We start from the raw sequence: 13,876 nt of genomic DNA on the forward strand, positions 1-13,876 counted from the left end.
CTAAAAATCATAATAGAGATTACGGAACGATGCCCGCAAACCTAAAGTAATTAAGCTGCTGGTATTAGTCCATTCAGCATTGCTTTCTCGACGAAGAACTGCCCCGGCTTCTAATCGCAGATTGTACTTTGGATTTACAACATAAGCAACTTTAGCATCTGCGTATACCATATTAGTTTTCAAACCCTGTCCGATAGCACCACTATGTGCCAAGTTTTTATCATAAGGTTTAAATAAGTTCTTTCCATAATTATCACCTTCTATTATGTCTAAACCATAAAGTCCGTAATTACCTTGCAAAGAGAAATCAAACTTCTGATAAGAGTAATTCGCTACCCCTACGAATTCGCGAAAATTGGCACCAAAAGGATGTGCCAAAGGCTGAGAATAATTACTATAACTTGTTAAAGGATCGGTATCGGTGTAACTATAAGGTTTTGCAAAATTATATTCAGCCAGGAAAGTCAAGTTTCTCACACCCAATGCATCAAAACCACGAACACCTATTTGTCCGGCTAGTTTTTTATTCAACAACAACTGCCCATAAAAAGAAGCATTTCTAAAAGCCTTATACTTTGTATTTAAACCAACCTGCATCATATCACTCACTTCAACATTATTGCGATTAGCCCATATAATAGAATGGAATAATCCCATCGAAAAACGGTTGCTTAGATTCCAATCTGCATATTGAAAAGCTCCCCATCTTCGTTGGCTACCACTTCTATTGATACCCGTCTCTCTTGGGTCTAACATATAAGACATAATACTGATAAGCTGTACATTACCAAAAACCCCATTAAACTTTAAGAAAGTACTGTTAGAAGATATATCAGATAATAACATAGATCGATAACCGTCTCCTATAAAGTTCTTATCATAAGCAAGAGAGAAATTCAAGTTCTTTCTAGGAGAATAAGACACAATAGCCGAGGCATAAGTCCAATCCTGCTGATCTGTACCAAGCTTCCCATACATCTGACCAGGCACTACTTTATTTTCCAAAATAAAATCATTCACATAGGTTGGAAATACTCCCTGATTCTCATATGCACTCGTATAAAAGAAAAATTTTTCACTTATAGTCCCTCCCAGTTGAAAGCCGCGAGTATTCAACCATGTATTTTTACCTCCTCCTCCAAAATCTCTTCCCACCTGAAAATCAGGTATAAAATCACCATAAATAGTATAACCTTCTCCTTTTACATCAATCAAATGCTCATTCCACAATTTACGGCCCACCCATGTCAACCGCTCCTTCACTCCTACATTCATCAACGAATCATAAACAGGAGTCATTATCGAATCAATAATCATCGGCTTCACAGCTGTATGCTGACTGGTTTCCCAGCTATATTGAACTTTATTAAACTTTTGATAAAAATGATATGAATAAGGTTGATAACTTGCCTGTGCTTGAGTTAATATAGGTGCAAGCATAAACAATAATAGCAATGACGTAAAAATAATATTTTTAAAAAAGTGTTGTTTTATAAGCATGCGGCTAAATATTCGTTTAAAATCTTATCATTACTCATACTATGAATAAATCAAATCTGTTACAGCCAAAATCAAGCCAAACAAATCGTTTCTCAAACATACCCAGATTTTCACTAAAACAGCGATTGATTTAATAAATGCAATAAATTTCAAAGTTATTATATAAAGCTTTCTAATAAATTTGAGATATTAGAGTTTGATTTAAAACCTTATTATTGCAAAAACAAACAAATCCAGCACTGTCCATTTCATGAAGAAAAAACATCTTCTAAAAGCCCTTAGAAAATATAGCCAGCTTAACGTTAAGATCAAAAACGAGAATATCTTTGATCTTTTAAATGAATCGGTCGCTCTTATTGCTGATGTACCACTTAGCAACATCTGCTTATTTCAAGGTGATGAAATGGATTTCATAGCTAACTATGGATTAAAGTTCAACCTCAACAGCCTCTCTCAATTACCTTACAGAGATCTGATAGTACACAACAACTTCTTTGAAATCAAAGACATTGAAGCTAGCAACTACCATAATCTTACAGGCTTTAACGAAAATAAGATTTGTTTTTTTGCGACTCATCCATTCTATGATTCAGAAGGATCTTTATTAGGTACAATTAACCTCTATGATTATAAAAAAAGGAAACTTAATGTTGAACAAAAGCAATATATTCTAAAGGCTGCCAACCGCGCTTCTCAAATCACAATTGATAGAAAAACCGTGCAGGCGTCTCAGTTATTGGAGATACTGTTCGAGTCTACAGATGATCTTATTGTCGTTTCTAATCGGGAGAAAATATTACATATAAACCCGGCAGCTTCAAAACTGTTGGGATACAGTCAAGTGGAAATATTAAAAAGTGAATTAACACGGTATTTCCATCCGGATGATGTACAAAGCTTTGAAGAAGCAGTTAAGCTTCACAGCAAAGGTCGGGTCTTAAAGAAACTGACTAATCGCCTTATCTCAAAATGTGGAAAAACACACTACATTCAATGGGCAAGTGTTCTTGAAGAAGAAACCAGATTAATATACTCTATAGGTAGAGATATTACTAATCTGGAAGAACAAAAGAACCTTTTATCTCAAAGCGAAAAACGCTTCAGAGCTTTTTTTGAGAATTCGCAAAATCTTTTCTGCATGCATAATTTAGAAGGCAATTTTCTATCTGTCAATAAAACGGGTGCTGATATGGTTGGTTATACAATTGAAGAGATAAAACAAATATCTCTTTTTGATATTATACCAGAAAATAATCAAGTTCTACTTAAGCAATACCTCAATACTATCAAAACCAAAGGGCGTGCTGAAGGTATCATGAAGGTTATTACAAAAACAGGCAATATCAGAACCTGGTTATTTAATAATGTGTTACAACAAGATGATCAGGAAAAAGAATATGTTATAGGCAGTGCCGTTGACTTAACCGAACGCTTCGAATTAGAAGGTCAGTTAAAGGATGCAAAACGCAACGCCATTCAAGCAAGCAGTGCAAAATCAGAGTTTCTTGCAAACATGAGTCATGAGATCCGCACTCCTTTAAATGGAATTATTGGCTTTACCGATTTAATGCTAAAAACAAAACTAGATAACACTCAGCAACAATATGTAAATATTATTAACCAATCGGGCAGCACATTACTGGGAATTATAAATGACATACTTGATTTCTCAAAGATTGAAGCAGGAAAATTAATTCTCAATAATGAGAAAGTTGATTTACAGGATATGGCATCCCAAACTTGTAGTATTGTAACCTATGGTGTAGAACAAAAGAAAGTTGAGCTTCTATTAGACATTTCAGAAAATGCACCCCGTTATATTTGGGCAGATGAAACACGCTTAAAACAGATATTGGTTAATTTACTCAGCAATGCTATCAAATTTACGGAAGAAGGAGAAGTAGAACTGAAGATTACACCTATGCAAGAATTCAGTGATGGGAAAACTTCTATTCGTTTTGAAGTAAGAGACACTGGCATTGGTATCAAAAAAGAAAAGCAAAAAGAGATTTTTGAAGCTTTTGCTCAAGAAGACGGTTCCATAACAAAAAAGTACGGGGGTACCGGCCTGGGGCTTACAATTTCTAATAGTTTATTAAAACTTGCAGACAGTAAACTTCACTTAATAAGCGATGTAGGTATGGGCAGTTGCTTCTATTTTGATCTTACTTTTAAAACAGAGAAGGATGAACCTGAAGATGTGTCTTTGAAAGATGTTAAATCAGTATTAGTAGTAGATGATAATGCAAATAACCGGCGCATATTGAAACACATGCTTGAGCTTAAGAAGATCACTGTAAATGACGTGGATAGCGGTTCCCAAGCCCTCCGTGAACTTCAAAGTGGTAAAAACTATGATGTTATCATCATGGATTATCACATGCCTTTTATGGATGGTATTGAAACTATCCGAAAAATAAAAAGCATCATTCATGCACAAAAACAACCTATAATCATGCTTTATAGCTCGTCTGATGATGATCAACTTCAGGAAGCATGTGATGAACTTGGAGTTGAATCACGCTTGGTAAAACCTATCAAAATGCGTGAAATGTATCAGGTATTAGCACAATTAAAAAAGGAAAATTTAGCACGCAAATCCATAAAACAAGAAGATAGGCTCAAATTCGCAAAGGGAATAAAAGTTTTAATTGCAGAAGACAATGAAGTAAACATGTTTCTCACCAAATCCATTATTCAACAAATCGCTCCAGATGCTTCCATTTTCGAAGCCCGTGATGGAAAACAGGCCGTTAAGCAATACCAAAAAGAAGACCCGGATATTATCTTAATGGACGTTCAAATGCCAAACCTTAATGGCATTGAAGCAACTCATACTATTCGAGAACTTCAAAAAAGTTTTCATGTACCTATAATTGCTTTAACAGCTGGAGCAATGAATGATGAAAGAGAAAGATGTCTGGAAGCAGGAATGGACGATTTTATGACGAAACCTATCGTAAAACAAGACATCGCTGATATGTTTACTAAATGGATAGGAACAGCAACTGCGCAAGAAACTTCATCTATTTACGAGAGCCCGATAAATTTCCAACTATCAAATCATATAGATCGAGTATGGTTTGATGAATACACATCTTTAGATCCAACTTTTAAGATCGAATTCATTAAGTTACTTAAATTAGAACTTTGTGAAAGTGGAAAATATCTTAAACAACATGTCGACTCAAACGATCTGGAGGGACTAAAAAGAACAGGTCACAAACTGAAAGGCACTAGTTTAACTGCAGGCTTAACAGAATTAAGCAAACTCGCTATCGCATTTGAACTACTAGCAGACTTTGATGCAACTTATATTGAAGAATTATTAGAAAAAACGTTGGATGAAATCAAAATTATTCTAAACTTGTTAGAACTTGAATAATAACAATTTAATATTAATGGAAAGTACACAGTTGATAGAGACAATTAAACAACAAGAATCTATCATCAAAGAACTAAAAAAAGATATTCAAGCCAAAAAACAATGGATATCATTAATTGCTCATGATTTTATCGGAGTATCCAGAAACCTACTATGGGTTCTGGATGCATTACAAAATGGAGATATTTCGCAAGAAATTTTATCTGGATTACTGCCTGAGTTAAGATCTAGTGCAATGCTTAATCAGCATACCATTGAGTCTACTCTTACTTGGATAAACACCCAGCAAGATGGATTCAGTCTGCATAAAAACGAACTAAACGGCTTTAAATTATTCCTATCTATTCAGCAATTATTCAGTAATGATCTAAAGAAAAAGAACGTCCAACTTTCCTTTAAAGGAGATCAGGAAATTACATTCATAAGTGATGCAGTATTAATTTTATTTATTTTAAAAAAAATTATCGAAAATGCTATTAAGTATTCTTATGTTGGAGGAAATATTATCTTTGACTGTACATTAATTGACAGTGAAAACATTAAATTCACAATAGAAGATTTTGGTATTGGTATGAGCAATCGAGTTCTAGAAGACATATTCACCCTTAACGAAGCAACTCATACGGGAACCTTAAATGAGAAAGGTGCTGGCATTAGCCTTGCCATCATCAATGATTTATCAAAATTATTAAAAGCTACTATTAAAATAGCTTCAATAGAAAATAACGGCACAAAAATTGAAATGAATCTGCCGCTAACCTTAGTTTGACCTGTATATCATGACCGAGAAAATACTTATTGCAGATGACCACGGCATAGTTAGGTTGGGATTATCCTTAATGATTAAAAAGCTAAGACCTTCAGTCATTATTGAGGAAACAGACAACTATAGAGGACTTTTGGATATAATTGACAAAAAACAATATGATTTAATCATATTAGATATCAAAATGCCTAACGGCAATTTTCAAGAAACCTTAGAGATCATTAAAATAAAATACCCAAAGATTAAAGTATTGGTTTTTTCTGCCCAAGACGAACAATTATATGCTATCCGCTATTTAAAAATGGGAGCTGACGGTTTCTTACATAAAGACTCAAACGAAGAACGGATTGGCAAAGCACTTGAAAAGATGTTCGACAAAGGAAGCTACATTAGCAGTGAAGTGAAAGATACAATGGTATTCAATACCCTGAATAAACATGTACCTTCTCAGAACCCCATTGAAGTTCTTTCTAATCGCGAAATGGATATTGCAGAAAAGCTTATCAAAGGACTTACTTTAAAAGACATTTCTAACGATCTTAATATTCATATCGCATCCGTAAGCACCTACAAAACACGTTTATTTAAAAAACTAGATGTTCAAACTGTTCCGGAACTCATAGAGATATTCAGATTATATGATATTTCTCTTTCTTAACAAGTAGTAAAGTTATTACTTGTTACGCTTTTATTATACTACAAAAAGATAGAAATGTATATCATAGCTTTGTAGCAGAATATCTTTACAATCAGGGTAAATACTATTAAAGCAAATGAAAAAGAATATTATAACCAGCATATTTATCAGTACCCTGCTTCTTATAACTTTTTCAATAAAAGCACAAATCATTCAATCCGGTACTGCTCAACTCAGCATCAAAATTTCTGATGTAATGTCCATTGACCCAAGCAGCAGCATTCATTCTGAGTCTGTACTTTTTCAATATAAAAATGAAGGTGATTATAATACTAATCAAACCATTGTAAGAGAAAGCTACTTAATAATCACTGCTACCCAAACCTTTGATGTAAAAGTTAAAGCGGATGGCCCTAATTTTATTGGTGAAGGAAGCGCTGCCGGCAGCCTCATTCCAGTTAATGTTCTCACTGTAGATGCTAGCGGCAATACCAACCTTTCTGGCGCTACCATATCTGTTATTAATTTGAGTACCGAAAATCAGAATATTATTACTGCAGCGGATAGAGGAAGTGAAAAACACGTTACTGTTAAATACATCATTCCACAAGCAAAGTCCCAGTCTACTGATATCCTAGGAAAACCAGGTGGAAATTACATGCAAACTCTCACCTATTCTGTAACAGCCCATTAGGCTTTTACACAAGCACAAGCCTCCTTCTGTAGTAAACATACTACTAAATCTCGCTGATATATATTACAAAAACAAATCTTATTCAACCTCATCTTTGGATAGATTTAAAAAGGTAATAATGAACAGTGTTAGAAAATTGAGGACTAGTATAATAAGCAGCATAGCATTAGCTATTTGCCTACTGATACTTACATCAACTGTATCTGCACAGAATCTGGTTGAAAAAGATCCTGGTACTACATTATCACATATACCTATTCCAGTAGCTGTAGAAGTAGATGATTTCATTAGCTTAAGTTCTAATATAGGAACGGGTTTACAAGTTAACTTGAGTCTCAAAAATATAGATGATTATGAGAATGGCGTTTCTTTAAATATGCCCAATCATATTGTGGTATCTTCTAATCAAAGATTCAGCCTCTTAGCTCGGGCAGCATATAAGGATTTCACATCGGCAGGTAGCCCTGCATTTCCTTCTAATATACTGGGTATACAAATTAAGAATACTGATATATCAGGAACTGGTCTTAGCTTACAAAATATTCCTGGCTTAGAAATAAACGATCAAGTATTAATTGAGAATGCCGCACCTTCTATCAAAAAATACTTAAACATAGAATATAGTATATCTTCCAAAAATGCCATTAACAAAATATTAGGTATCGGTGGTGGCATTTACACAAACACTATAATATACACCCTTAGTGCACTTTAAAAACAAATAAGATAAAATAAACAAAACAAACAATAAACTAAGACAAATTCTACTAACATGAAAAAGCAATTAATCATCGGCGCATTATCTTTCGTAGCCATCCTTTTCATTAACACCCAAGCTAAAGCTCAAGCAGATGCTACAGCAGGGACAGCAAACGTAAGTATTGAGCTCTTAAATTTCAATTCCATTGATGCTGGTTCTGGTATCGATGGTAGCGATAACAATATAGCCTTCGTTTACGATACTCCAGCTAAATACAATGATCCTGCAGGACAATCTGTTCTGAAGTTAAACCACTTAATTATCACTGCTGCTAATGACTATACTGTTAAAGTAAAAGCTACTGGCAGCACTGGTGAAAACTTCACTACTACTACTGCCAGTGAGATTCCATTAGATGTATTATCTATTCAAGCAAGTTCAAATGAGACTGATCCAGGGACTATGGATATTGTTTCATTAAGCACAACTGATCAAGATCTGATTGAAGGAGCAACACTTGGTGCTGCAAAATCATATGAAGTAACGTATTTCATAACACAGGAGAAAGCGCAAACCGTCCTTTTAGGAAAAGAATCAGGAACCTATGAAGCAACTGTTACCTATACCATTGTAAATGCACTTTAAATTTAATTACAGAAAAGTTTCTTAATATCCTTTCTTTGTAGTTAATTTAGGAAACTTTTCTGTATTATGAATTTAATAATGAATCAAAATCAAACTCAGCATATTACTCAGGCGATTCTCTTTTTAAGTTTACTCCTTTTGAGTATATCTGTTAATGCACAGGGAATCTCCATATCTCCAACTCGTATGTTCTATAGTGGTACTCCAGGACAAACTTTGGTACAAAACGTAACTGTTACTAATGGATCCTCAAAGCCTCTTACCTTCAATACCAGTACCAAAGATTGGTATCGCGATGAAACAGGAGAAAAGATATATGTAGATGCAAATACATTACCCAAATCCAACAGTGCTTGGATATCTACCTCTGAACCTTTATTCACAGTAGAAACAGGTGCCTCAAGGAATATCCCGGTTACATTGCATATTCCAGAACAGGCTTCTGCGAATGAAGTTACAAACAGCATGTTATTTTTCTCACAGATAGGACAACAAGCTGATAACTATCAAGGAGGAGTAGGTATTGGTATACAGGTACTATTTGAATTCGGGATACAAGTTTTCAATACACCTCCAACCAATACAACGCAAGATTTGGAATTTACAGCTGTAGACGATTTAGGAAACGTCACTAAGAATAATGAGTCTTATCGTAGAATTGGAGTAAAGGTAAAAAACCAAGGAAATACAATCAGTGATGCTTCAGTAGAAATGGAATTAACAAATAAAAATAGCGGGCAGGAGATAAAATTAAATCCCGTAAACATTTCCATGTTGCCTGACGCTGAACAGTTAATTTATTTCGACTTATCTCCTGAGACGAAAGGTTCTTTTTCTGGCGTATCCTTTATCAAAATGAGTGGAACGACGGATATACGTGTAGCTGAAAAAGATTTTGAATTCAATTAAAGTATAAAATCATTGCAAGGTAGAGGGACTTAAACCCATGTTACTAAGTTCAATAAATGAGAAATATCTTAGTTCTTTTTACGTGCCTTTTGGGAGCACTAAGCTCTGCTATTGCGCAAGAAAAAGCACCTCTTACTTTTTCATTTGAACAAGATTCCATTCTGGCAGAGCCGGGCATTACTTTTATTAACTTTTTACTCGTAAAAAATCAAAGTAGCGACAGCCTTAAAATAAACAAAATAACTGCCCAAGCAGCATATCCTGGTAGCCTTTTATCACCAAGTACTGCCTCTTTCTCCTTAGCCCCAAATGAAAGCAAACGCTTTCCTGTTAAATTCCTTACAAATCAAGACTTCTTAAAAATACCCGAACAATCCATTCAATATAACATCTCTTATTTATTAAATGGAGATAACAAAACACAGTCTGCAAGCTTCCATATCAATCGAAAAGAAGAGATTGATTTAAACATCTACCCCTTTGCATTGGATAATTATTTGGACCCAAATCTTCCGGAAAATAAAGTTTCGTTCTTTGTGGAAAACAGGAGTTACTCAAGCCGACAAATCAAACTCAGTTACCGACTTCAGCCAGATGGATTACAAATTGCTCAAAAAGAGCTCATTATTAATTTAGAATCCAAGGAAAAGAGGCTTATAGAATTACAAGTAAGCTCACGTTCCACAAATGCTTTCAGCCCTGACTACCAACTTATTGTTAATGCAGAAGATTTAATCCTAAATAAAGTGGTAGGTAGTACTGCCATTCGTATTGTAATTTTGAGCAGTTCGAGGCAAATGAATGCTACTAGGTTTAATACAACAGGAAACTCCATCGAATTAACGCATAATCAATTAAACAAGGGCCTATCATACAGCCAATTACGAGCTAACGGGACTTTTTTACTCAATAAATTGCAAGCTAGCTTCACTACAAACGCTGATTATTATCAACAGCGCGAAAACCTAAATATCTACAATACCTGGTTTGAACTGGGTAACCAGAAATTAACCCTACGTTTGGGAAATATTTACGGAGATGGTTATGACTATAGCATAAGTGGCAACGGAGCAAAGATCACTTATCAACCAAATGATCATCGAAGCTTCGAAATCATAGGCTCACAAAACGATTATAGCATCTATAATAATCTAAACAACAATAATAGAAACCTAGCTACTACACTCGCCTCTCGTTATCAATTTACTAATAAAAATACTCAATCAGAAATAGCCTATATCTACAATACCGACCCTGAAAAAGCTATTAATACCAATTTACTTACACTATCTTCTTCTATAAAATTAGACCCTATCCAAAACATCCGTTTTGAAGGAGGAATTAGTAATGAACAAAACACAGATGCTATGATTCAGGCATTTGGCTACTCTGCAGGCATTTATTATGGAATAAAAGACAAAAACTGGAGTATTAACTCAACTAATTTCTATAGTACACCTGAGTATGCTGGACAGAAAAGAGGAACCCTTAATTTAAATCAAAGTGTTTCTTATAGTCTCAGCACAAATAAACAGCTTTTTTTACGCTATTCCAACAATACAAATCAACCTCATTACTTAACTCAAATACCTCTGGTTGATTTAAACGGAATGCCTCTTTCAGAGAATTACTATTACGGTCGCAATCAAACACTTGGAACAGGTATATCCCTCAATCATAACAACTTTAATTTTTCTATTTCTCCCCAAATTATCGAGCAAAAAAATATAACCAATCGCATAGAGAATAAAATGCTTTCTTATAATATAAGAGCCGACATAAGCACTGGTTTCGGAAAGCACAATCTCAGTCTCTCTTCTGAATATGGTTTATCCAATGTCAATAATGAAGATGATTGGTCCAAAACCATGCGTTTAATGCTATCCTATCGCTATAAAAATATAAGCTTAAATGCTATAGCAAACCTTAATCCTCAGAACATCTACGATGCTATTCAAGCAATTCAGTCCAAAAACAAATCAAATAATTATTCGCTCTATTCATCTTACTCTTTCAAAGCATTCAATCAAAAACTCATTGCAAACTTATCGGGTGGCTTAAACTATTCAGCGATATACAGTAATTTTAATAAAAGCCTCAACGCAAATGTCGAATACACAGTAATGAACAATTGGGCTTTAACTGCTGCAAGTAGCTACAGTGGCTTTAAATCTGAAAACTTCTCCAGCAATAACATGCAATTTAGAGCTGGAATTAAGAAATATTTTAAACAAGCTACAGCCTTAGGTAATCATAAAGTTAAACTAAAACTTTTCCAGGATAAAAACTATAACGGTATAATGGATAATCAAGAACAAGCCATTCCTGGCAAAATAATCCGGCTTAATAGCACAGCAGCTCTAACCGATAAAAATGGTGAAGTTAGTTATCAAAATGTTATGTCTGGTACTTATCGAATCCGGATTGATGAAAAAGAAGGTTTACAATTGGGTTCCGATTCGCTTCAAGTAAAGCGTAATAAAACCGTTTTACTTCCTATGATCCAAAACAACCACATTTCTGGAGAGCTAAAAGAAATACGCCAACAATACGATGAAAAAATATCTGACATTGTGGGTGTCAATATCTATGCTAGAAATGAGAAAGGAGAAATATTCAATACCTTTGTTAACCCGGAAGGGAAATTTAATTTCTATGTCAAGGAAGGAACCTATACCATTTACATTGAAAACAACCGATATCAATTTTTAAATCCTTCTCAAAATATTAAAGTTATCACAGGTCAGGATTCGGATAAATTAATCTTTGAATTTAAGAAGAAGGATACGGAAATCAAAGTTAAAAAGTTCTAAGCAATGAAAGCACTACTAACAAGTATTTATATTTTTATAAACTTTACTTGCTTTGCACAAAGTGCCATATCTACTTCTGCATCCCGCATCTATTTTACTGAAAACGGCAACAAAGAGCAGATGTTTGTTGTTCATAATCCTGATACCACCTATGCATTAGAATTGGGACTGTCTTTTCATGACTGGCAATACGATTCCATTGGCAATAATAAAACATATGATTCAGGAACGCTTGCCAACTCGCTTAGCGATTACTTAAATCTTCCTTCAGGAAATCATATCACCCTTCCTCCAGGAGCAACAGATACAATACATATTGCTATTCAAAGTATTCAGGATGATGATATACCTGTTCGTACAGCAATGCTGTATCTTACACAATTAAGTAGAGATAAAGAACAAAGTCAGGCTTTTATACAAACTTTGGTACAAATGGGTATTAAAATCTACTATAAAAACAAGGAGTACCCTCAACCTAAGATAGATCTTGGTAATTTTAGCCTAAATCAATCAACATATGGAACTAAAGATCTCAAACTATCTGTTGCTAATCGAGGCAATATATGGCAAGACGGTAAAATTCAGTATGAGCTATTAAATTTAGAGACTCGGGAAATGGTTAAATTAGATGAAGTTGCGTTTTTTTCATTACCTGATGATAAACAGTGGATAAGCATAAACTTACCTAGTAGCTTAAAAAAAGGCAAGTACGTTGCTTATGCTCAACTGGTACCTGCTACAAACCATGGAATTAATAATATTGAACTAATCTTTACAAATTGAAAGCTAATATATTTACACTCTGTTTACTTATATGGTTCAGTGGAAACTTAAGCGCTCAACCAAAAAAAGATATTACCATTAGTTCTTCGCAAGGTGGAGGGTCTTATATCCAATTTAACAACCAAAATGATTTAGATAACGGAGGTACCTCCATCGGAAATATTCAAATTCAATTTGCTATCCCGGGTGGTAATAATGAAAAGAATTGGAAGTTAACTGTACAGGTTACCAGCCCAATTACAGTAAATAATACTACTTTAGATCCTCAATATGTTTTAGTAAAACACAACCCTTCTCTTTCTAGTGAACCAACTTTCGCAAATGCTATTAATGCTCCACAGGTATATATTCCCATGAATTACAATGAAGTAACACTTATTGCATCTTCGGCAACTCCCCTGAAAGCACCACCATATTATTCTGTTAATATAAGATACGATTTAAAAATTCAGGGCGGCCCGCAACTTGTAGAGCTACAAAACGGATCCTATCCTTGCCAACTTACCTTTCGTCTCTATAATAGTGGCGGAGTATTAATGTCCTCCTCCTCAACAACCTATGGATTTGGTAAATATTTCAATGGTAGTGGTGGTGGAGGAGGTGGTGGTGGTACTCCCCTTACTAGTTTAACTTTAGTTAACGGTGCACAAAATACTTCATTGGATTTTAATGGTCCCGCAGACTATATAACAGGAGCTTCCCTTACTATTAGTAATGGACTAAGAACTCAATCTACAGAACCCTATCAAATTAAAGTAAAAAGCAGTACAGCCAATTTCTCTTCCAGTCAAACTAGCATTATCCCTGTAAGCGCCATTAAACTTCAAAGTACAAATGGTGCTCCTGCACCCAGTAATGTAACTCATAACACCATCAGTTTAGATAATATTGGTAAAACGTTGATGATAAAAGACGGTTGGACAGACCCCAACCCTGTATACTATAATCTCAAATATTTTACTATGCCCAATGACACTAACTTTAGCAATGCTCGATCTGGCAATTATACTACCACCTTAACTTACACCATGGAACCTAAATAAC

At 34.6% G+C, this 13,876-nt stretch carries 11 protein-coding genes; 10 read left to right on the forward strand and 1 reads right to left on the reverse strand.

What is annotated here, in order from left to right; genetic code table 11:
- Entirely contained in the window at positions 1-1,440 is a 1,440-nt protein-coding gene (locus C8N28_RS02095) for a gliding motility protein RemB (protein WP_132221068.1), read from the reverse strand.
- Positions 1,441-1,750: 310 nt separating this feature from the next.
- Here C8N28_RS02095 and C8N28_RS02100 point away from each other — a divergent pair, with 310 nt between their 5' ends.
- The 10 genes from C8N28_RS02100 to C8N28_RS02145 all read left to right on the forward strand — a co-directional run bounded on the left by C8N28_RS02100 (position 1,751) and on the right by C8N28_RS02145 (position 13,875).
- Positions 1,751-4,885, forward strand: a complete 3,135-nt coding sequence (locus tag C8N28_RS02100; RefSeq protein WP_132221070.1) for a PAS domain-containing hybrid sensor histidine kinase/response regulator — start codon at positions 1,751-1,753, stop codon at positions 4,883-4,885.
- A 16-nt stretch (positions 4,886-4,901) separates the two neighbouring features.
- On the forward strand, positions 4,902-5,654 hold the full coding sequence (locus C8N28_RS02105) for a sensor histidine kinase (protein WP_132221072.1): 753 nt from the start codon (positions 4,902-4,904) through the stop codon (positions 5,652-5,654).
- Between the two features lie 10 nt (positions 5,655-5,664).
- Positions 5,665-6,309 (forward strand): response regulator transcription factor, encoded by a 645-nt coding sequence (locus tag C8N28_RS02110; protein ID WP_221410175.1) that lies wholly within the window; start codon positions 5,665-5,667, stop codon positions 6,307-6,309.
- 115 nt (positions 6,310-6,424) lie between these two features.
- Complete coding sequence (locus C8N28_RS02115) at positions 6,425-6,982, forward strand: peptidoglycan-binding protein LysM (RefSeq protein ID WP_132221076.1); 558 nt, start codon at positions 6,425-6,427, stop codon at positions 6,980-6,982.
- 118 nt (positions 6,983-7,100) lie between these two features.
- Complete coding sequence (locus tag C8N28_RS02120) at positions 7,101-7,697, forward strand: hypothetical protein (RefSeq protein WP_132221078.1); 597 nt, start codon at positions 7,101-7,103, stop codon at positions 7,695-7,697.
- 57 nt (positions 7,698-7,754) lie between these two features.
- Complete coding sequence (locus C8N28_RS02125) at positions 7,755-8,327, forward strand: peptidoglycan-binding protein LysM (protein WP_132221080.1); 573 nt, start codon at positions 7,755-7,757, stop codon at positions 8,325-8,327.
- Between the two features lie 78 nt (positions 8,328-8,405).
- The gene (locus tag C8N28_RS02130; protein ID WP_165870284.1) at positions 8,406-9,236 is read left to right on the forward strand and encodes a fimbrial biogenesis chaperone; all 831 of its coding nucleotides are present in this window, start codon (positions 8,406-8,408) and stop codon (positions 9,234-9,236) included.
- Between the two features lie 56 nt (positions 9,237-9,292).
- A complete protein-coding gene (locus C8N28_RS02135) occupies positions 9,293-12,049 on the forward strand; it encodes a porin family protein (RefSeq protein WP_132221084.1) in 2,757 nt (918 codons plus the stop codon).
- Positions 12,050-12,052: 3 nt separating this feature from the next.
- The gene (locus tag C8N28_RS02140) at positions 12,053-12,832 is read left to right on the forward strand and encodes a hypothetical protein (protein WP_132221086.1); all 780 of its coding nucleotides are present in this window, start codon (positions 12,053-12,055) and stop codon (positions 12,830-12,832) included.
- Positions 12,829-13,875: a hypothetical protein gene (locus tag C8N28_RS02145; RefSeq protein WP_132221088.1), complete on the forward strand. Its 1,047-nt coding sequence runs from the start codon at positions 12,829-12,831 to the stop codon at positions 13,873-13,875. Before C8N28_RS02140 ends, C8N28_RS02145 begins: the two co-directional genes overlap by 4 nt.
- Position 13,876 lies beyond the last annotated feature (1 nt).

Source organism: Albibacterium bauzanense (assembly GCF_004339765.1).
GTDB classification, from domain to species: domain Bacteria; phylum Bacteroidota; class Bacteroidia; order Sphingobacteriales; family Sphingobacteriaceae; genus Albibacterium; species Albibacterium bauzanense.

Bases quoted from the DNA above. Each gene is read 5' to 3' on its own strand.
- C8N28_RS02095 (WP_132221068.1), bottom strand. From the start codon at position 1,440: ATGCTTGCACCTATATTAACTCAAGCACAGGCAAGTTATCAACCTTAT.
- C8N28_RS02100 (WP_132221070.1), top strand. From the start codon at position 1,751: ATGAAGAAAAAACATCTTCTAAAAGCCCTTAGAAAATATAGCCAGCTT.
- C8N28_RS02105 (WP_132221072.1), top strand. From the start codon at position 4,902: ATGGAAAGTACACAGTTGATAGAGACAATTAAACAACAAGAATCTATC.
- C8N28_RS02110 (WP_221410175.1), top strand. From the start codon at position 5,665: ATGACCGAGAAAATACTTATTGCAGATGACCACGGCATAGTTAGGTTG.
- C8N28_RS02115 (WP_132221076.1), top strand. From the start codon at position 6,425: ATGAAAAAGAATATTATAACCAGCATATTTATCAGTACCCTGCTTCTT.
- C8N28_RS02120 (WP_132221078.1), top strand. From the start codon at position 7,101: ATGAACAGTGTTAGAAAATTGAGGACTAGTATAATAAGCAGCATAGCA.
- C8N28_RS02125 (WP_132221080.1), top strand. From the start codon at position 7,755: ATGAAAAAGCAATTAATCATCGGCGCATTATCTTTCGTAGCCATCCTT.
- C8N28_RS02130 (WP_165870284.1), top strand. From the start codon at position 8,406: ATGAATCAAAATCAAACTCAGCATATTACTCAGGCGATTCTCTTTTTA.
- C8N28_RS02135 (WP_132221084.1), top strand. From the start codon at position 9,293: ATGAGAAATATCTTAGTTCTTTTTACGTGCCTTTTGGGAGCACTAAGC.
- C8N28_RS02140 (WP_132221086.1), top strand. From the start codon at position 12,053: ATGAAAGCACTACTAACAAGTATTTATATTTTTATAAACTTTACTTGC.